The organism is Streptomyces sp. NPDC048590 (assembly GCF_043199535.1).
In the GTDB taxonomy this organism is placed as follows: Bacteria; Actinomycetota; Actinomycetes; order Streptomycetales; family Streptomycetaceae; genus Streptomyces.
Window position 1 is genome coordinate 172,813 of the sequence record NZ_JBICWC010000005.1, and the last position, 20,522, is coordinate 193,334.

Below are 20,522 nucleotides of genomic sequence, written 5' to 3' on the forward strand. Positions count from 1 at the left end.
TCAGTCAGAAGGAGACACGCCATGCTGGACATCGCCGAGGAGCTTCACCGGTGGGTCGGGCAGGGACGCGCGTTCGCCGTCGCCACCGTGGTGGCGGTCGGCGGGAGCGCACCCCGGCAGCCCGGCGCCGCCCTCGCGGTGGACGGCGAGGGAACGGCCGTCGGCTCGGTCTCCGGCGGATGTGTGGAGGGCGCGGTGTACGAGCTGTGCCGGCAGGCGCTCGAGGACGGCCACACCGTCCGTGAGCGCTTCGGCTACAGCGACGACGACGCCTTCGCCGTAGGTCTGACCTGCGGCGGAGTCATCGACATCCTGGTCACCCCGGTGCGCGTGGACGACCCCGCGCGCCCGGTGTTCGCCGCGGCGTTCGCTGCCGCCGCCGAGGGCCGGGCGGCTGCGGTCGCCCGTGTCACCGAGGGCCCCGCGGACCTGCTGGGGAAGCCCTTGCTCGTACGTTCCGACGGGACGCGCGAGGGCGGGCTCGGCGGACACCCGGAGCTGGACCGCACGGTGGCCGCCGAGGCGCGGGCGATGCTCGACGCGGGCCGCACCGGAGAACTGACCGTCGGGGCCGAGGGATCCCGCTGCGGCAGCCCCCTCACCCTGCTCGTCGAGTCGAGCGTCCCGCCGCCCCGCATGATCGTCTTCGGGGCCATCGACTTCGCCGCCGCCCTGGTCCGGGCCGGCCGCTTCCTCGGCTACCACGTCACGGTCTGCGACGCCCGGCCGGTCTTCGCCACGGCCGCCCGCTTCCCGGAGGCGGACGAGATCGTCGTGGACTGGCCGCACCGGTATCTGGCCACCACCGAGGTCGACGCGCGGACGGTGCTCTGCGTCCTCACGCACGACGCCAAGTTCGACGTACCCCTGCTGGAACTGGCGCTGCGTCTTCCGGTCGCCTACGTCGGCGCCATGGGCTCGCGCCGTACCCACCTGGAGCGCAACGAGCGCCTGCGCGAGGTAGGAGTGACGGAACGTCAGCTCGCGGCGCTGCACTCGCCGATCGGGCTGGACCTCGGCGCCAGGACGCCCGAGGAGACGGCACTCTCGATCGTGGCGGAGATCGTCGCCGAGCGGCGGGGTGGCAGCGGTCTGCCCTTGAAGGGCGCCCACACCCCGATCCACCACGAGAGCGGCACCTCGCTGGCATCGGTGGCCTGAACTCGCAGTCGTGCGAACGTGCTTGGAGGGCGGATAACCGCCACGGCGGTTTCACGCCACGGTAAGGCGGTCCATGGCAGCGGATTTGCCGGTAAATCAGGTGCATGACATTTTCCCCCTCCTCCGCATCCGGCCGGGCGAGACCCGCTCGCGCGGGTCGCAGGGCCCTGCTCATAGCGACCTCCGTCGCCCTCGTGAGCGGCGTCATGCTCCCCGTAGCGACCTCGGCAGGTGCCGCCACCGAGCCGCCGGCCGCCGCGGACCACCGTGCGTCGCAGGTCCACGACTACGAGGTCACCCTGATCACCGGCGACGTCGTCCACTACTCCGACGGCGTGGGCGCTCAGGACACCGTCACCGTCGACCGCCCCGACGGGGCCGAGGGCGGCGTGCACGTCCAGCAGGCCGGCGAGGAGATCTTCGTCGTCCCCGACGAGGCCACCTCCCTCATCGCCGCGGACAAGCTGGACAAGCGGCTGTTCAACGTCACGTCCCTGGTCGCCATGGGCTACGACGACAAGCGTTCCGCCGGCATCCCGCTGATCGCCACCTACGCGGCCTCGAAGGGACGTTCGCTGCCCGCGGCGCCCGAGGGCAGCACCACCGTCCGCCGCCTGGAGTCCGTCCACGGTGCGGCGCTCAAGGCCGACAAGGGTGACGCCCGCGCCTTCTGGAGCGACATCGCCCGCACGGAGAAGAGCCGTTCGCTCGACGCCGGCATCGCGAAGCTGTGGCTCGACGGCAAGGTCAGGGCCACGCTCAAGGACTCGGTGCCGCAGGTCAACGCACCGCAGGCCTGGGCGGCAGGTTACGACGGGGCGGGCACGACGGTCGCCGTCCTGGACACCGGCATCGACGCCACGCACCCGGACGTCAAGGACCGCGTCAAGGAGTCGAAGAGCTTCGTCCCCGGTCAGGAGGTCGACGACAAGCACGGCCACGGCACGCACGTGGCCTCCACCGTCGCGGGGTCGGGCGCCGCATCCGACGGCGTCAACAAGGGCGTCGCCCCCGGCGCGGACCTGATCATCGGAAAGGTGCTGGACGACACCGGGTCCGGCGCCGACTCCGGGATCATCGAGGCCATGGAGTGGGCGAAGGCCGAGGGCGCCGACGTCGTGTCCATGAGCCTCGGCTCCAGCATCCCGGACGACGGCACCGACCCGATGGCGCAGGCCGTCGACGCCCTGTCCGCCGACGGCGGACCGCTCTTCGTCATCGCCGCGGGCAACGCCTATGGCGAGGGGACGATCGGCGCGCCGGGCTCCGCGGCGAGCGCGCTCACCGTTGCCGCAGTCGACAAGCAGGACGAGCGGGCAGCCTTCTCCTCCATGGGCCCGCTCGTGCGGTCCCACGGCCTGAAGCCGGACCTCTCGGCTCCGGGTGTCGACATCAACGCCGCGGCCTCGCAGTCGGTGCCCGGTATCGAGGGCATGTACCAGCAGATGTCCGGTACTTCGATGGCGACCCCCCATGTCGCGGGAGCGGCCGCCATCCTGAAGCAGCGTCACCCCGAATGGACCGGGCAGCGCATCAAGGACGCGCTGATGAGCTCCTCCCAGGAGCTCCCCGACTACACGCCGTACCAGCAGGGCACCGGTCGCCTCGATGTCAAGGCGGCGATCGACACCACCATCGAAGCCACCGGATCGGTCGCGGTCGCCTCCTACGACTGGCCGCACAGTGCGTCCGACCCGGTCGCGGAGCGGACCATCACCTATCGCAACACGGGTGACCAGGACGTGACGCTCGACCTGAGCACGGGCACCGACGCCGAGGCGTACACGCTCTCCACTCCGAAGCTGACCGTCCCCGCGGGCTCCACGGCGCAGGCCGTCCTCTCGCTGGACCCGTCGAAGGTCGCGAACGCCACCCAGTACTCCGGACAGGTCGTCGCCAAGGACGGCTCGGGCGCGACCGTGGCCCACACCGGCTTCGCCCTGACCAAGGAGCGCGAGCTGTACGACCTGACCCTGCGTCTGCGCGACCGGGCGGGCAAGCCGGCGGCGGACAACGTCATCCTCGGGGCACTCGGTGAGCCCCAGCTCAGCATCGTCCCCGTCGACGGCGAGACCACCCTGCGGCTGCCCCCGGGCAACTACACCGCCTGGAGCACCATGGAGGTCGACGGCGACCGGGCGGACTCGAAGGGGGTGGCGTTCCTCGGGGCTCCCGAAGTCCTGCTGACCAAGGCCACCACGGTCACCCTCGATGCCTCCGAGGCCCACAGGATCAGTGTGCGCACCCCCAAGGAGACGGAGACCCGGCAGCTGCGTTACGACATGGCGCGCACCTCGCCGGACGGCGTCGTCCAGCGGGACGCCTACCAGATCCCCCTGACGTACGACCAGCTGTGGGCGAGCCCCACGAAGAAGCCCACCCAGGGCGACTTCAGCTTCCTGACCCGCTGGCGCCAGGGTGAGGAGCAGATCGACGTCACGGCCGACGGCCAGGACGTCCCCGCCACCCCGCAGAACGGTTCCGCCCTCGCGGACAGGCGGACGTCGAAGCTCACCGCCGTCTACGCCGGCGAGGGTGGAGAGGCGGACTACGAGGGACTGAACGCCAGGGGCAAGGCCGTGGTCGTCGAGCGCAGCGACGCGGTGGCGCCCGCCGACCGTCTGGCGAACGCCCTCGCGGCCGGCGCCCAGGCCCTCCTCGTCGTCAACGACGGCCGCGGCAGGCTGATCGAGCGCTACGCTCCCTATGGCGAGCAGGCCTCGATCCCGGTCGTCTCGGTACAGCGGATCGCGGGGCAGGACCTGATCGAGGCGGCCCGGCGCGGCAAGAAGGTGACCGTCGCCGAGAAGAGGTTCGCCGGGTACCTGTACGACCTGGTCGACCGTCACGACGGCGCCGTGCCCGACCGGTCCCTGGCCTTCGCGCCCTCGACCCGTCAGCTCGCCGAGATCACGAACACGTTCTACGGGCACGAGGAGACCCTCGGCGGCGGCTACCGCTACGACATCCCGGACTACGGCCCGGGTCTCGGCTTCGAGGAGTACGAGAAGTTCCCCGGCACCCGGACCGAGTGGGTGAACCCGCTCCCGGGCGACTCCTTCTGGTACGAGAACCACTCCGTCCTGACCGCCGACAACGGCACCGCGCACGAGGTCCGCGGCCCCGAGGCCGACTACAAGGCGGGCTTGAGCTACCACGACGAGTGGTTCGCCCCGGTGGTGGGCCCGCGGCTGGGCACCGCGTACTGGGGGCCGTTCCGCGCGGACGACACCATCCAGTTCAACATCACCCCGTGGAGCGACTCGGGTGAGGGCCACTCCGGCGGAATGCCCGAGAACGAGTACGACACCACCTCCTACGCCTTCTACCAGGGCGACAAGCTCCTCAAGAAGGGCGCGGGACGGGCGGGTGCCGTCTGGCCCCTGCCGGAGGAAAGCACTCCGTACCGCCTGGTGATCGACTCCGTGAGGGACGAGGAGACCTGGAAGACCTCCACGCGCACCCACTCCGAGTGGGCCTTCCGGTCCGGCGTGCTGCCCGACGGCGCCAGGGCGGACATCCCGATGCTGCAGCTCGACTACGATGTCGACACCGATCTGGCGGGTGACGTCAAGGCCGGCAAGCGGGTCGAGCTCGGCCTGGAGTCCGGCACCCAGGAATGGCTGAAGGGCGCCGTGAAGGCCAAGTCCGCCTCGATGTGGATCAGTTACGACGAGGGCAAGCGCTGGAGCCCGGTCGATCTGGCCAAGAACGGCTCCGGAGCGTGGACCACGCAGCTGAGGACGCCGGCGAAGGGCGCGGCGTCGGTCTCGCTCAAGGTGCACGCCGAAGGCCCCGGCGGCCTGGCCGTCGACCAGGAGATCATCAGGGCCTTCGGCCTGAAGTGACCTTCTGATCAGCACTGTCGTCGTGGGCCCGCACCCCTTCCGGGGCGCGGGCCCACACCCATACCGCCGCTGTGCCCGCACACCTCGCGGCCGGAAACGGCGCACCCGGGTGCCGCTCCCGCTCGTTCAGGGGGCCGCGCTCCCGTCCCGGCCCCCGGCGTCCGCCCGTCGCTGCTCCTCGACCCGCCGCTCCGCCTCGTCCCAGCTGATCGGAAGCCCGGAGGCCGGAGCCTCCCAGAAGGTGAACGTCGACGACCGCATCGTCGGTGCGAGGGCCGTCATGATGCCCCGGTGGGGCTCGGTCCGCGCGAAGGCGTAGAGCGCCTCGCGGCTCTCCCACGCGGACAGGGTGAGGAAGAGCTTCTTTCCCGGCCGGGCGACGAGCGAGGCGCCGAACGCTCCGGGCGCCGAACGTACCTGCTTCCACGCGGTCAGGGACCTGAGGAGGAAACGCGGGACGTCGCGCAGGGAACGGACCTCGAACCGCGAGGCCATAACCACGACCGTGCCGTCCGCCGGAGGCGGCTGAGGGACGGTCCAGGGAAGCGTCGGCATCGGGCTTTCCACCTTCCGTATAGATAGTGGCGCTCTCTGCTATCCATCATAGGGAGAGGGTGGGGCGCCGCGCAGCCGATTCGAGGCAATCAGGAGCGCGTCGGATCGCGGGCCTACGCTGAGGGCATGGCATGCCGTATCAGTGAGCTGGTCATCGACGCCGCGGATCCCGAGAGGCTCGCGGAGTTCTGGAAGGAGGTCCTCGGCTACGCCGAACTCGGCCGGGACGAGGACGGCAGCATCGAGATCGGTCCGCCCGGCCCGGGGTTCGGCGGTCCGCAGCCCACGCTCGTGCTCGGCAGTGGCAGGGAGCCGCGGGCCGGGAAGCTGCCGCTGCACATCGATGTGAGCCCCACCGACCGCGATCAGGACGCGGAACTGGAGCGGCTGCTCGCCCTGGGAGCCAGGCGCGCCGATGTCGGCCAGAGCGGTGACGAGAGCTGGCACGTCCTGGCCGACCCCGAGGGCAACGAGTTCTGCCTGCTGCGGGCCCGGGTCAGGCCCCTCTGACCGTTGCGGCCGGAGGGGCCGTACGCTCAGCGCCCCGCCTGCAGCGCCTTCCACGTGTCCGGGCCGACGCTGCCGTCGACGCCCAGGCCACGCGACCTCTGGTAGTCGCGTACCGCGGTGTCGGTGAGGGTGCCGAAGGCGCCGTCCGCCGTCACCGTTCTGCCCAGGGCAGCGGTGAGCGTGCGCTGCAGCCGCTTCACGGCGTCGCCCGACGACCCCTTGCTGAGCACCGGGGTCGTGCCCGCCGAGAGCAGCGCGGTCCAGGTCTTCGGGCCGACCGTGCCGTCCGCGGTCAGGCCGCGCGCGGTCTGGAACGCCTGCACGGCGCTCTTCGTGGCGGTGCCGAAGACACCGTCGGCGGTGCCGGCCTCGTAACCCTGCTGGTTGAGCAGGGTCTGGACCGCCTTCACCTGGTCGCCGGTCGACCCCGACTTCTGGGTGGTGTACGAGGAGAAGCTCAGACCGTCGGCCCCGCTGCCCGAGCCTCCGACGAGCTGCATGTAGTACGACCAGTTCCAGTTCACGCCCGGGTCGGTGTGGTCGTTCCCGGGGGCCTCGCTGTGGCCGATGATGTGCGAGCGGTCCTTGGGGATCCCGTACCGGTCGCAGAGGTACTTCGTCAGCGCCGCCGACGACCGGTACATGGAGTCGGTGAACCATGACGGATCGTCGATGAAGCCCTCGTGCTCGATCCCGAGCGAGGAGGCGTTGGCGCTCTTGGCGTGGTAGGCGGTGTCCTTGTCACGGACCATCTGGGTGATCTGGCCGTCCGAGGAACGTACGACGTAGTGGGAGCTGACCTTCGACGTCGCGTTCTGGAACCAGCTGATGGTTCCGGCGTACGAGCCCTGGGTGACATGGATGACCACCTTGTCGATGGTCGCCGTGCGCCCTGTGGCGAAGTTCGCCGAGTTGGCGGCGACCCAGAGCGCGGGCGGGTAGTCCGGGCTCTGCGCGGTGACGTCGGCCTTGGCCAGGGCACCCTTCTCGGGGGAGACCGGACGGGAGGTGACGGTCACCTTCTCGCCCCCGGCGACGGTGGCCCGCAGCCCCTCCGCGAGGAAGGTGTAGACGGTGTCGGCGTAGAGGGAGGCGACGGCTCCCTCGGCTCCGCCGTAGCGGGCCACCGCCGGGTACCAGGCGTCGATGTCCGCCCGCTCGGCCTCGTCCATGCCCAGCGCGTCGGCGTGGCTGCGAAGTACGGCGGCGCCGCCCAGGATGTTGGTCCCGTCGTCCTCGCGGAGCTCCGCGGCCGGCTCGCCGGTCAGGGAAGCGGCCTTCTCCAGGGACCGGTTCACGGGGTTGCTGACGAGGTGCATGACGCCGAATCCGTTGTCCTGGCTGGGACGTCCGTCGTGGCCGTTCAGGTGCGTCTCGCTGTATCCGAGGGCGGCGAGCAGGTCGCGCGGTACTCCGTACTTCTCGGCGGCTGCCTGGAGGGCCTTGTTCATGGGGTTCGTCCCGGCCGGTGCCGCGCCGGCCGGGTGACCGGTGGCGAGCAGGACGGTGGCGGTGAGGGAGGCCAGAACGGCTGCGCGGCCTCGGGTGTGGCCGACGGGGCGTGGGGGCATGCCTGCTCCTGATCTTGTGGGGAGAGGAGGGGCCGCCGGACCCGGATGACGGTGGGCCGGGGGCCGTTGAGCCCGCACAGGCTATCCATGTGATTAACACATGACAATGAGGTCTACGCGTGTTCAACTGCCCGTCACTCCAATGGAGTTAGGGCCTCCCCGGCGTCCCCGCCGCCGCAAGCCGGTGCGGGGCCCGGCTCGGTACGCCCGCTCCGGGGCGGCCGGGTGGGCCCCCGCGTCGCGGGGTACGCCCGCATTCCGCTGAATGCGCTTCCATGGACAATGGGGGTGTGTGGGACCATCACGGAATCCACGGCGGAAGAGGTGATGCGCAGCGATGAGTACTCCGACGGTGTACGACGTCGCCGAGCGGGCGGGGGTCTCCATCGCGACGGTGTCGCGCGTGTACCGGAACCCGGACTCGGTACGCGGTCCGACCCGGGAGCGCGTGCTGGCGAGCGCACGGGAGCTCGGCTACGTACCGAGCGGCAGCGCACGCGGGCTCGCCAGCCGCAGCACCGGCGTGCTCGGCCTGTGCTACCCCGACTTCCACGACTCCGAGTCCGACAGTGCGCCCGGGGCCGATCCCGGCGAGGTCGCCCTCTACTCGGACGAGGTGATCAGAGGCATGGAGCGGGCCGCCCGGCGCCACGGGTACGCCCTGCTCATCGCCGCCTCGCACGCCGACGAGGCCGGAACCCGCCTCACGGAGGTCGCGGGCCGGGTCGACGGGCTGGCCGTCCTCGCCCAGGCCGTTCCGGAGGAGGCTCTGGAGATGGTGGCCAGGAGGGTGCCCGTCGTACTGCTCGCGGGAGAGCCGTACGACGGCCTGGATCACGTGAAGGTCGCCAACTTCGACGGACAGCTCCAGATCACCAGGCACCTGCTCAGCACCCACCGGCTGCGTCGGCTCGCGTTCGTCGGAGGGCCGGCGGACTCGCCCGACGGGGAGGCCCGGTTCCTCGGTTACCAGGCGGCCCACCTCGAAGCCGGGCTGCCCCTCCCGGCCGGGCCCGACGTACGCGGCGACCTGACGCAGGCCGCCGGACGCAAGGCGGTCGAGGAACTGTTCGGCGCGTCCGGGGACGGGCCGCGGCCGCAGGGGCTGGTGTTCGCCAACGACCAGATGGCCGTGGGGGCCCTGCATGCCCTGGAGGCGCGCGGCGTGGACGTTCCGGGGGATCTCGCCGTGACGGGGTTCGACGGGATACCGCTGAGCCGCCTCGTGCGGCCGACACTCACGACCGTGCGCCAGCCGATGAGCCAACTGGGCGTCGAGGCAGTCGAGTTGTTGGTCGCCAGGCTTTCAGGGCGGGAGCGGTCCCCGGAGGCGCGGCTCCTGCCGGTGACGGCGATGTGGCGCGAGAGCTGCGGCTGTGCGCCGGATGTGGCCGTCTAGTGCCGCGGCGGGCAACGTTCGCCCCGTCGCGACGCCCGGCACGCACTCTCGCCGCACCGGCCGAAAGCCCAAGTACGTCCAGTACGAGGGCTTCCGGCCGGCACGCCGATAGCACGCACCGAACGCCGTTCCTTGACGGGCAAACGTTGCCTGCCGTGGCACTAGTGCCGCGGCGGGCAACGGGCGTCGGGACAGGGCCGACGTCGCCTGTTACGGCACCGGGCTATGGGCGGATCCGTCCCGGTACACGCCCCGTAACGCCGGCGCACCCGCGTTACGGAAGCGTTACTTCCTCCCCCTTGAGCGATCCAGGGCCTTGTTGCAGAGTCCTGTATGCGCTTTCAAATAGCGCTTACGCAGCTCAAGGAGGAGCTCCATGGCACGCCCCACCAAGCCCGTCGCAGGCATCTCCATAGCCGTGGTCGCAGCCCTGACCCTCTCCGCATGCGGCGGCGGCAGCGGTGAGCAGCAGGCCGCCGACGCCAAGCAGACGCTGACCGTCTGGGGCATGGGTGAGGAGGCCAAGCGCCTCTCCGAGGTCGCCCAGGACTTCGAGAAGGACAACCCGAACATCACCGTCAAGGTGACCCCGGTCGGATGGGACGTGGTCGGGCAGAAGATGACCGCCGCCGCGGCCGCCGGCAAGCTCCCCGACATGGCGCAGATGGGCTCCACGATGATGGGCCAGTTCATCGCGCTCGACACCCTGGAACCGGTCGACGAGAAGGTCTTCGACAAGGCCGACTTCTTCCCGGCCACCTGGGACAACAACGTGGTGGACGGCACCGCCTACGGCGTCCCCTGGTACGCCGACGTGCGCGGCCTGTACTACCGCACCGACCTCGCCGAGAAGGGCGGTGTCGACAAGGCGCCGGCCACCTGGGAGGACCACCACAAGCTCGCCGAGGCGTACCGCAAGGCCGGCTCGCAGTGGGGCACGGCGCTCCAGCCGGGCAACACCGGTGCCTGGCAGGGCTGGCTGCAGTTCCTCTACTCCGAGGGTGGCGACATCGTCGGCGAGGACGGCAGGTCCGCGCTCGGTTCCCCCGAGGCGGTGAAGGCTCTCGAGACCTGGGGCAGCTACTTCAAGGACGGCCTGGCCAAGAAGAACTTCGTGCCGGGCTCCGACGTGGCCAAGACCTTCGCGAAGGGCGACGAGCCGACCTTCATGTCCGGCCCGTGGATGGTCCAGAACCTCAACGAGCAGCAGCCGCAGCTCAAGGGCAAGTGGAAGACCGCCCCGCTGCCGGCCGGTCCGAAGGGATCGGTCTCCTGGGTCGGCGGCGCCTCGCTGGTGACCTTCAAGGACAGCGAGCACAAGGCCGCGGCCGAGAAGTTCACCCAGTACCTGACCACGCCCGAGATGCAGGCCTCGTGGTATGAGATGGCCAAGTCGCTGCCGGCGAACAAGGCAGCCTACGACCAGCCGCAGCTCAAGGACGGCGCGGAGGCCGAGAGCCTGGCGGTGTTCCGCAAGGCCCTGGACACCGGCAAGGAGGTCCCCGCCCTCGAGAAGTGGAACGAGATCGCCGCAGCGATCGAGGCAACCCTGCAGAAGGTCGCGCAGGGCGGTGACCCGGCTGCCGAGGCCAAGAAGCTCCAGACGACCACCGAAGGGCTGATCTCGAAGTGAGCACCGCCGCCACCCGGGCCGGGGCAGCCCCGGACCGTGCCCCGGCCCAGGCCGGCGGTCCTTCCGGAAAGCGGGCCCCGGCGGGTCAGGAGCTCCGCCCCGACCGGCTCTCCCGGCAGAACCTCGCCGGCTGGCTGTACTCGACGCCGTTCCTGGTCCTCTTCCTGACCTTCATGGCGTTCCCGATCGTCGCGACGCTGCTGATGAGCTTCACCGACTTCGGCCTGCGCAACGTGACCAACCCCTTCGACGCACAGTTCGTCGGACTGGACAACTACACCGCGCTCGCGGACGACGAGGAGTTCGTCCGCGCGCTCTTCAACACCTGCTACTTCGTGGTGCTGGGCGTCCCGCTGACCATCGGCAGCGGCCTGGTCGCGGCCGTACTCCTCAACTCGGGCATCGACCGCTTCCGCACCTTCTTCCGGGTCGGTTTCTACGTGCCCGTCGTCACCGCCATCGTCGCGGTGGCCGTCATCTGGCGCTTCGTGCTCGACCCTTCGGAAGGTCTGATCGCCGGTCTCGGAGCCCAACTGGGCTTTTCCACACCGGACTTCCTGGCCTCGAAGGCCCTGGCCATGCCCTCCCTGATCGTCATGGCCGTCTGGCGCAACATGGGAACCGCGATGGTGCTCTTCCTCGCCGGACTCCAGGCCATCCCGGCCGAGGTCCGCGAGGCGGCCAAGCTGGACGGAGCCGGCGCCTTCCAGGAGTTCCGCCGGATCACGGTCCCGCTGCTCCGGCCGACGATGCTGTACGTCGCGGTGATGACCACCATCGGCTTCCTGAACGTCTTCGAGGAGCCGTTCGTGATGACCGACGGCGGCCCCGACGACAGCACCCTCACCGTGTCGCTGCACCTGTACAAGGAAGGATTCACCTTCTTCCACATGGGTTCCGCGAGCGCCATGGCCTACGTCCTGTTCACGATCGTCCTGGCCGTCACGCTGCTCCAGTTCCGCCTGCTGAAGGACAAGACCTGATGAGCGCCACCGACTTCGACACCGCACGTGAACCGGTACGGGGACGTACGGCCACCTCGCGCACGCCGGGGACCAGGGCGCTGACGTACACGCTGCTCGGCCTGGGGCTCGTGGTGATGGCCGCGCCCTTCCTCTGGATGGCGATATCCGCCTTCAAGACACAGAAGGACCTGGGGGCGAGCCCACCCGTCTGGATCCCCACCGAGTGGACGCTCGCCAACTTCCGCGAACTGCTCGACCTGATGGACATCGGGCAGAACTTCCTCAACTCGGCCTTCGTCGCCGTCGTCGTGACCGCCTGCAACCTGGTGTTCTGCTCGATGCTCGGCTACGCGCTGGCCAAACTGAACTTCGCCGGCCGCAAGGTCGTCCTCTCGGTCGTCCTGGGCGCCCTCATGGTGCCGGGCAACCTGATGCTCCTCCCGAAGTTCGTCATGATGAGCAAGATGGGTCTGATCGACAGCTACGCCGCGCTCATCCTGCCCTTCGCGGCCGGCGCGTTCGGGGTCTTCCTCATGCGGCAGTTCATGATGGCCATCCCCGACGAACTCCTCGAAGCCGCACGGATCGACGGCGCCGGCGAGTGGTACATCTTCTGGCGCATCGTCATGCCGCTGGTCAAGCCGGCCCTCGCCACGCTCACGATCTTCGTGTTCCTCGGGTCCTGGAACAACTTCCTGTGGCCGCTCGTCGCGACGAACGATCCGGAGAAGTTCACCCTGCCGGTGGCGCTCGCCACCTTCGCCACCGACCCCACCAAGGCCGCCGGCTCCAACGGCGTACTGATGGCCGGTGCCTTCCTCGTGGTGCTCCCGGTCGTCGTGGTCTTCGTCGCCCTGCAGCGCCACTTCACCCAGGGCATCGCGACCTCCGGTCTCAAGTGAACCGGCGTCCCTGAAGGGACCTGGCCTCCCGGTGCCATGCCCGCATCCGAAAGGCTCACCATGCTCACGCACGGCACGGTGCTGCGGTCACGGGACCGCACCGGTCATGTGATGCTCGACTGGGAGCCGGTGCCCGGTGCGACCGGCTATCTCGTCCGACGGGCCGACCACTACGAAGGGCCCTACACGCTCCTGCACACCGCCGCCGTGTGCAGGCCGCACTACGCCGACACACGGGTCGAACCGGGCCGCGGCTACTGGTACACGGTCGCCCCGAGCACGCCCGACGGCGCCCGGACGCCGCTGCCGGAACCCGTGAGCGGCTGCCCGCTCGCACCCGGAGCCGAGGCCGCCCGGGTACGCGTCGAGGTCGACGCACGCGCGTACGGGGCCGTACACGTCACCGGGGACGGGGCGCGCGGCCTGGTGACCGCGACCGCCGACGAGGCCGACGGCGCGCTCGAAGTACGCCTGGCCAACTCCGCTCACGACCGCCCCGGCTCCGCCCCGGTGCCGGCCCTGGCACGCCAGGTGGTCGTCGAGGTCTCGGGCCTGGAACCCGGCACCCGCTACCGGATCGGCGCCGACGTCCCGGGCCACGACCGCTCGGCGCACGCAGACCCGGACGGGCACCTGCGTACCTCGCTGAACCTCCCCATGCCGGGCCGCCGCACCCTGCGGCTGGCCCGTGTCCGAGCCTTCCACTCCCTCCCACCCGCAGGAGTTGAACCGCCATGAGACGACGTACCTTCCTGGCCGCGACCGCCGGCACGTCCGCCGCGCTCACCCTCGGAACGCCCGCCGTGACGGCGACGGCGCGCAGCCTCGACACCCGTTCGCAGCTGCTGCGCTGGTTCACCGACACCTACCGGTCCCTGGAGGCGATGGTCGCCGACAGCGGCCTGCCCGCGGACAACATCGATCTCAGCGGCGGCAGCCCCGTACTGAGCGAGAACACCTCGACCACCAACATCGGCTGCTGGATGTGGTCGACCGTCGCGGCCGCCGGCCTCTGCGTGATCACCGAGGCCGAGATGCAGCGCCGCCTCGCCCGCACGATCACCACCGTCGAGAAGATGGAGCGCCTCCACGGCTTCTGGGTGAACTGGTACAACACGTTCACCGGCGAGGTGCTGCACGAGTGGCCCGGCAGCGGTTCCAAGGTCAGCCTGCTGCTCTCGACCGTCGACAACGCCTGGCTCGACACCGGCCTCCGCATCGCCGAGTACGCCGCGGCCCCCGCCCTCGCCGCCCGCATCCGGCGCCTGCGCGCGGGCATCGACTGGTCGTTCTTCTACGAGCCGTACGACGCCGCCGACCCCGTCGCCCACCCCGGCCACATGCACACCGGCTTCAAGGTCGAGGAGAACGCCCTCACCCCCTACTACTACGGCACCCTCATCTCCGAGACCCGCATGGCCGGTTACCTCGGCATCACCGACGGCTCCGTGCCGCGCGAGCACTACTGGCACATGCTGCGCACCTTCGCCCCGGAGGAGAAGCAGGAGATGCCGCCGCAGGGCGCATGGGTGACCCGCGACGGCGTGCGCTACTTCAACGGCCACTACACCTACCGCGGCCGGAACGTCGTGCCCGGCTGGGGCGGCGACATGTTCGGCCAGCTGATGCCCGAGCTGTTCGTGCCCTCCGCCCGCCTCAGCTCCTCCTGGCGCACCACCCTCACCAACCATGTGCTCGGCCAGCGCGACCACGGCCTGATCGACGCGGAGTACGGCTACTGGGGCTTCTCGCCGTGCAACGTCCCCGAGGGCGGCTACCAGGAGTACGGAGTGCAGTTCCTCGGGATCAACCCCGGCGGGTACTGCTCGAACACCGACCGGACGTACGTACCGTACGGCGAGCCGGTGCCGGCCCCGTCGGCGTACACCAACGGCGTCGTCACCCCGCATGCCGGGGCGATGGCGCTGATGATCCGCCCGGTGGAGGCCATGGAGAACCTGCGCCGGCTCGCCCGCGACTTCCAGGTGTACGAGGACGGGATGGGTTTCTACGACTCCGTCAACGTGTCCACGGGCAAGGTCTCCACCCGCATGCTCTCGCTCGACCAGGGCATGGCGGCGGCCGCCTTCGCGCAGGTCCTGCAACCGGGGCTGCTGCAGCGCCCCTTCCTGCACGGCGCCGGAGCCCGGCGCCTCAACACCCTGCTCGCCAAGGAGGACTTCGGGCTGTGAGCACCACCGGCACCGACGACACGACGGGCACCCGGCGTCCCAACCTCGTGTTCTTCATGACCGACGACCACGCCGTCCCGGCCATCGGCACCTACGGCAGCGTCATCAACCGGACCCCGGCCGTCGACCGCATCGCCGCCGAAGGCATGCGCTTCGACAACGCCTTCTGCACCAACGCCATCTGCTCCCCGGCGCGCGCGTCCCTGCTGACCGGCACCTACAGCCACGTCAACGGCATGACGACGCTCGAACAGCCGGGCCAGAAGTTCGACGCCACCCAGCCCTCCTTCCCCGAGATGCTTCAGGCGGCCGGGTACCGGACGGCCATCATCGGCAAGTGGCACCTGGGACACGGCGGGAAGTCCGACCCGGTCGGATTCGACCACTGGGAAGTGCTCCCCGAACACGGGGTGTACCACGACCCGTCGTTCGTGACCCGGGACGGGGAGCGGCAGTACACCGGCTACGTCACCGACATCATCACCGACCTCGCCCTGAACTGGCTCGACCGCCGGGACCCGGACAAGCCCTTCGCGCTGCTCGTCCAGCACAAGGCCCCGCACCGCGCCTTCGAACCCGCCGAGCGGCACCGCCACCTGTACGAGCACGTGGACATCCCGGCACCGAGGACGCTGCACGACGACTACAGCCACCGGGCCCGCGCCGCCGCCGAGGCGGAGATGCGGATGCGCGACCTCCAGCCGCACGACCTCAAGGCGCCCGTCCCCGAAGGGCTGGACGAGCGTGAGGAGCGGGAATGGCGCTACCAGCGCTACATCAAGGAGTACCTGAGAGTCATCGCGGCGCTCGACGAGAACGTCGGCCGGGTCCTGCACTACCTGGACGTCACCGGCCTGGACCAGGACACCGCCGTCGTCTACACCTCGGACCACGGCTTCTACCTCGGTGAACACGGCTGGTTCGACAAACGGTTCATGTACGACCCGTCGATGCGGATCCCGCTGGTGGTGCGCTGGCCTGGCGTCACCCGCCCCGGCAGCAGCTGTGAAGAACTCGCGATCAACGTCGACTACGCCCAGACCATCCTCGACATGGCAGGCGTCGCGCCGCATCCACGGATGCAGGGCAGCAGCCTCGTCCCCCTGCTCAAGGGCGAACGACCGGACGACTGGCGGCAGTCGGTGTACTACCGCTACTTCGAGCACCTGGACGTGTGCCACAACGTCCAGGCCAGTTACGGCATCCGCACCCGCACCCACAAACTGATCCACTACCCGGGTCACGGCTCGGGCCAGGTCGGCGCCAAGGACGAGACCCGCGAGCCCGAATGGGAGCTCTTCGACCTGGCCGCGGACCCGGACGAACTGCACAACCGCTACGACGACCCGGACTGCCAGGACCTCGTCGAGGAGCTCACCGAACAGCTGACCACGCTGCAACTGCACTACGGGGACACCCCCGCGCACACCGGCTGACCGGACCCCGTCCACTCGTCACCACCCCGCCCCGCCGCCACCGCCGCGGCCGGGGGCGGGCCGAGCCGTGCCCGAACGCCTCATGGAGCCGCAATGACGCACGCCGAACCGCAGCAGCACGCAAGCTCACCCAGCCGCCGCACCGTACTCGCGGTCTCCGGCGCGCTCGCCGCAACCGCGGGCCTGCCCCTGGGCGCCGCCACCCCAGCGCACGCCGCCGACGGCACGGCCGCAGCGGCGGCCGTCCCGCCCGTCACCTTCAAGGACCGGCAGATCCTGATCGACGGGAAACCCACCGTCGTCATGGCCGGCGAGATCCACTACTTCCGGCTGCGGAAGCAGGACTGGCAGTCCCGCCTGGACCGTGCCAAGGAGGCCGGTCTGGACACCATCGCCACCTACATCCCCTGGGTGTGGCACGAGACGGCGGACGGCTCCCTCGACGTCACCGGCCGCACCCGGCCCGAGCGTGACCTGGGCGCGTTCCTCGACCTCTGCGTCGAGAACGGCTTCGACGTCATCGCCCGCCCCGGCCCGTTCACCATGGCGGAACTGGAGGGCGAGGGCGTGCCCGCACGGGTCCGCGAGGAGCACCCGGAGATCGTCGCGACCGGCTGGGACGGCCGCGAGGCCACCACCGAGACCGTCGACTACCTCGCCCCCGCCTTCCTCGACGAGGCCCGGCGGTGGTACGACGCGGTGATCCCGGTGATCGCCCGCCGGCTGCGCAGCGGGGGGAGGCCGGGCGTCATCGCCTGCCAGCTCGACAACGAGATCGGCATGCTGGCCTGGGTCAGCAACGGCCCCGACCTCACCGACGGACTGCTCGGCTCGTTCAACGCCTGGCTGGAGCAGAAGTACGGCGAACGGCTCGGAGACCGCTACCCCTTCGCAGGCCGGAACGCCGAGGACCGCAACCCCGCGATCCGCGAACCCGAGGACGCCTACGCCGCCGCCCTCATGCACGACCTGGGCACCTTCATGCGCGGCAGGTTCGCGCGCTACACCGCCGAACTCAAGGGCTACGCCGAGAAGAACGGCCTGACCGGCATCCCCTACCTGATCAACATCCACGGCACCGGCGGCGGCACCGCCGAGAACTACCCCATCGGCGTCAGCCAGCTGATGGAGACCTTCGGCGGCAAGCCGGACGTCATCCCCGGCTCCGACTTCTACCTCGGCTCCCTGGACGTCCACAACGTCACCGACCTTTACCTGATCAACGTCTTCACCACCGCAGTCAGCGGAAGCGAACAGCCGCTCTCAGTGCTGGAGTTCGACGCCGGGCACGCTGACTACGGCAATGACAACAGCAACCAGACCGACGCCGAGAGCACCTGGCTCAAGACCGCACTCTGCCTCGCCCAGGGCGTCCGGATGTTCAACTACTACTTGTTCAGCGGGGGGTTCAACCCCAAGTTCGACAAGCCGGTCGGCAACGGCAACGACCGGATCGGCAGCACGGGCGAACTGCACGGCTTCGCCGCACCGGTCGACCCCCAGGGCAGGCGGGGCGTCAGCTTCGGTCCGACGAAGGAGAGCGCGCACCTGGTGCGCTCGCTCGCCCCGGTCCTGGCGACGATGAAGCCCGAGCACGACCCGGTCTCACTGGCCTTCGTCCCCGACCACTACCTCACCGAGTACCACCCGCCCGAGCGGAAGTCCGCGGACGCGGTCCTCGCCGACGTACAGGGGACCCGCGGGTTCGGCCCGCGCGCCGCGCTGTCCCGCTCGCTCCTCTTCAACGGGGTGCGCTACGACAGCGTCGACATCCAGGCGCGCGACCTCGACCCGGCCAGGACTCCCGTACTCGCGCTCGCCACCGGCGTGTACCTGGGGCGGGCCTCGCAGGACCGCCTGGTCGCCTACCTGGAGGCCGGCGGCAAGCTGCTCCTCTCCGGCATGGTGCCGGCCAAGGACATGGACGGCAGCGCGTACACCGCGCTGGCCGACGCCCTCGGCCTCACCTTCCAGCGGACGATGACCGACGCGGACCGCTTCCGCCTCTCGGTCACCGCGCACGGCTGGGCCGAGGGCATCGCCGAGATCCGCATGGGCCAGGCGCACCTCTACGCCGCCCGACGCGGCACCACGGTCCTCCGTGAGTACACCACCGGGAAGGGCTGCGGCTTCGACATCACCGTCGGCAAGGGCAGGGCCGTGGTCGTCACCTGCATGTACCGCGGCGACCTCCAATTCTGGGGCAAGGCACTCGCCGTCCTCGGCGGCGGACCGGCGATCACCCACTCCGCGACCCGCCCCGCCGTCCTCCTGCACACCAGCAGGGGCGAGAACGGCAGGGTGATGCACGCGTTCAACCTCACCTCGGGATACGAGGAATCCCTCACCGTGACCGAGAAGGGCAGGGCGCTCTTCGGCGGTGAACGGCTCACCCTCCCCGGCCGCTCCGCCGCGGTGCTCCCGCTCGGTCTGGACGCGGGCGGCATGCACATCGCGTACGCGACCGCCGGGATCACCGGCACCGGGAAGAACGAGGTCACCTTCCGCACCCTCGGCGAGGAGGCCGTCGTCGCCGTCGACGGCCCGGCACGCTGCGAGGGTGCCAGGGTGACCACGGAGGGCGGCCGCACCGTACTGCGGGTGAGGCGCGCGGAGTTCACCGTACGCAAGGGCTGACACGGGAAGGGGCGGGAGTGGCTCCCGGGGAAAGCCCCCGGGAGCCACTCCCGCCCAGGTACGCGGACGGGACGGTCAGCCCGCGCCGAGGTCGAAGATGCCGTAGCCGAAGCCCTCGGCCCGGATCACGCCGTCCGTGACGGTGACTCCCGCGGCCTCGACCACACCGGCGCGACCGGCCGGAGCGGTGGCCTCGGCGGACGCCGCCCGCGGATTGACCACGACCAGGAAGCGGCCTCCACGGACGTACACCAGCGGATAGCCCTCGTGCAGCACCTCGGTGGAACTCTTCGGGCCGAGCTCGGGCGTGGCCTTGCGCAGCGCGATCAGGCGCCTGACCAGATGGAGCAGTGAGCCCTCGTCGGCACGCTGGGCGGCGACCGTCGGACGGTCCGGGTCCGGGTCGAGCGGCAGGTACAGGTCCTCGGCGGGCGCGGTGGAGAAGCCCGCGTTCGGTGAGTCGTCCCACTGCATGGGCGTACGGGACCCGGCCCGGTCGTAACGCGGACCCAGCCTGCTCCCCTCACGTGTGGGCGTGCCCGGCACGTAGCGCATGCCGATCTCGTCGCCGTAGTAGATCGCGGGAAGCGTGGGCCACGTCAGCTGGAACGCGAAGGCCGCCGGGAGCTGTTCGGCGGTGCGCGGGCCCGTCGAGAGCCGGGAGAAGTCGTGGTTGGCGGTGGGCAGCGAGATGAATCCGGCGTCACCGATGATCTCCGTCGCCTCACGCCACGCGTCGTGGAAGAGGGAGAAGGTGCCCTCGCCGGTGGCTCCGAAGTACGGCTGGAGGGGCTCCCAGGGCTCGCTGACCGTCCCCTCCCAGTTGTTCCAGAGGGAGCGGAGCGGCAGGCCGTCGCCGCGCGGTCCGAACTGGAGGAAGAAGTCGGCGTGGAAACCGGCCGGGACCGAGACCTGCGGGTCGCCCCATTCGGAGAGCAGCGCGGCCCCGGGGTGGGTCCGGTCGAGCCAGCCGCGCAGTTCTCTCCAGAGTTTCGCGGTCTCGGCGTGCTCCGGGTCGTCCTTGACCAGCGACGCTGCCATGTCGACCCGGAACCCGGAGAGTCCGAGGCCCAGCCAGTGGTCCATGATGTCGCGCAGCGCCTGCCGGTTGGCGCGGGGGCCTTCGGAGTCCACGGGCACGCGCCACGGTTCCGCCGGATCCATCCGCGCGTGACCGAAGTTGAGCGCCGGCTGCGACTCGAAGAAGTTCGGCTGGTAGAAACCGGGCCGGGTACCGGGCGAGGCCACGAAGCCCTCGGGGGCCTGATCGGTGTCGGCCCAGATGAAGCGCCGGTCGGCCGGGTCGTCGGCGGACGCCTTGAACCATGGGTGCTGGTCGGAGGTGTGCCCCGCGACGAGATCGAGCAGCACGCGGATGCCGCGCCGGCCCGCGGCCTGGGTGAGGCGGGCGAGGTCCTCGTTGGTGCCGTAGCGCGGGGCGACGCGGAGGTAGTCGGCCACGTCGTAGCCCGCGTCGTCGAACGGCGACGCGAAGCACGGGTTGAACCACACCGTGTTCACGCCCAGCCACCGCAGATGGTCGAGCCGGGCCTCGACGCCCGCGAAGTCGCCGATGCCGTCGCCGTCCGAGTCGGCGAACGACTGCGGGTAGATCTGGTAGAGCACGGCGTCGGCGAGCCATTCGGTGGCCGGGCGTGGGGATGACATGCGAGTCCTTCCGGGACGCGGACGGTCGGGGTCGGTACGGGGCGG

General features: G+C 70.4%; 14 protein-coding genes. 11 read left to right on the top strand and 3 right to left on the bottom strand.

Annotated elements, in window-relative coordinates:
* The first annotated feature begins 21 nt into the window (after window positions 1–21).
* Together ACGFNN_RS16695 and ACGFNN_RS16700 are read left to right on the top strand one after the other, a co-directional pair.
* Entirely contained in the window at window positions 22–1,161 is a 1,140-nt protein-coding gene (locus ACGFNN_RS16695; protein ID WP_393556494.1) for an XdhC family protein, read from the top strand.
* 104 nt (window positions 1,162–1,265) lie between these two features.
* Window positions 1,266–5,009: a S8 family serine peptidase gene (locus ACGFNN_RS16700; RefSeq protein WP_393556496.1), complete on the top strand. Its 3,744-nt coding sequence runs from the start codon at window positions 1,266–1,268 to the stop codon at window positions 5,007–5,009.
* A 126-nt stretch (window positions 5,010–5,135) separates the two neighbouring features.
* Here ACGFNN_RS16700 and ACGFNN_RS16705 read toward each other — a convergent pair whose 3' ends face one another.
* Window positions 5,136–5,564 (bottom strand): DUF3291 domain-containing protein, encoded by a 429-nt coding sequence (locus tag ACGFNN_RS16705; RefSeq protein ID WP_393556498.1) that lies wholly within the window; start codon window positions 5,562–5,564, stop codon window positions 5,136–5,138.
* A 126-nt stretch (window positions 5,565–5,690) separates the two neighbouring features.
* On the opposite strand from ACGFNN_RS16705, the gene ACGFNN_RS16710 reads away from it, so the two are divergent.
* Window positions 5,691–6,074, top strand: coding sequence for a VOC family protein (locus ACGFNN_RS16710; RefSeq protein ID WP_393556500.1), 384 nt, complete (start codon window positions 5,691–5,693; stop codon window positions 6,072–6,074).
* Window positions 6,075–6,100: 26 nt separating this feature from the next.
* On the opposite strand, the gene ACGFNN_RS16715 is transcribed toward ACGFNN_RS16710, so the two are convergent.
* Window positions 6,101–7,645: a peptidoglycan-binding protein gene (locus ACGFNN_RS16715; protein ID WP_393556502.1), complete on the bottom strand. Its 1,545-nt coding sequence runs from the start codon at window positions 7,643–7,645 to the stop codon at window positions 6,101–6,103.
* Window positions 7,646–7,982: 337 nt separating this feature from the next.
* Between ACGFNN_RS16715 and ACGFNN_RS16720 the strand changes: the two genes are divergently transcribed.
* The 8 genes from ACGFNN_RS16720 to ACGFNN_RS16755 all read left to right on the top strand — a co-directional run bounded on the left by ACGFNN_RS16720 (window position 7,983) and on the right by ACGFNN_RS16755 (window position 18,809).
* Window positions 7,983–9,044 (top strand): LacI family DNA-binding transcriptional regulator, encoded by a 1,062-nt coding sequence (locus ACGFNN_RS16720; RefSeq protein ID WP_393556504.1) that lies wholly within the window; start codon window positions 7,983–7,985, stop codon window positions 9,042–9,044.
* A 376-nt stretch (window positions 9,045–9,420) separates the two neighbouring features.
* Window positions 9,421–10,677, top strand: a complete 1,257-nt coding sequence (locus ACGFNN_RS16725) for a sugar ABC transporter substrate-binding protein (protein WP_393556505.1) — start codon at window positions 9,421–9,423, stop codon at window positions 10,675–10,677.
* Window positions 10,674–11,660, top strand: a complete 987-nt coding sequence (locus tag ACGFNN_RS16730) for a carbohydrate ABC transporter permease (protein ID WP_393556507.1) — start codon at window positions 10,674–10,676, stop codon at window positions 11,658–11,660. Before ACGFNN_RS16725 ends, ACGFNN_RS16730 begins: the two co-directional genes overlap by 4 nt.
* Entirely contained in the window at window positions 11,660–12,544 is an 885-nt protein-coding gene (locus tag ACGFNN_RS16735) for a carbohydrate ABC transporter permease (protein WP_362548954.1), read from the top strand. Before ACGFNN_RS16730 ends, ACGFNN_RS16735 begins: the two co-directional genes overlap by 1 nt.
* 36 nt (window positions 12,545–12,580) lie before the next feature.
* Window positions 12,581–13,282, top strand: coding sequence for a hypothetical protein (locus ACGFNN_RS16740; RefSeq protein ID WP_393556509.1), 702 nt, complete (start codon window positions 12,581–12,583; stop codon window positions 13,280–13,282).
* Window positions 13,279–14,736 carry a glucoamylase family protein gene (locus tag ACGFNN_RS16745; RefSeq protein ID WP_393556511.1) on the top strand — a complete coding sequence of 486 codons (1,458 nt, stop codon included), beginning with the start codon at window positions 13,279–13,281 and terminating at the stop codon, window positions 14,734–14,736. Before ACGFNN_RS16740 ends, ACGFNN_RS16745 begins: the two co-directional genes overlap by 4 nt.
* A complete protein-coding gene (locus ACGFNN_RS16750) occupies window positions 14,733–16,172 on the top strand; it encodes a sulfatase (RefSeq protein ID WP_393556513.1) in 1,440 nt (479 codons plus the stop codon). The genes ACGFNN_RS16745 and ACGFNN_RS16750 overlap by 4 nt, the downstream gene beginning before the upstream one ends.
* Window positions 16,173–16,265: 93 nt before the next feature.
* Window positions 16,266–18,809, top strand: coding sequence for a beta-galactosidase (locus ACGFNN_RS16755; protein WP_393556515.1), 2,544 nt, complete (start codon window positions 16,266–16,268; stop codon window positions 18,807–18,809).
* 75 nt (window positions 18,810–18,884) lie between these two features.
* Here the strand turns inward: ACGFNN_RS16755 and ACGFNN_RS16760 are convergent, their stop codons facing one another.
* Window positions 18,885–20,477, bottom strand: coding sequence for an alpha-amylase family glycosyl hydrolase (locus tag ACGFNN_RS16760; protein ID WP_393556517.1), 1,593 nt, complete (start codon window positions 20,475–20,477; stop codon window positions 18,885–18,887).
* Window positions 20,478–20,522: the final 45 nt, after the last annotated feature.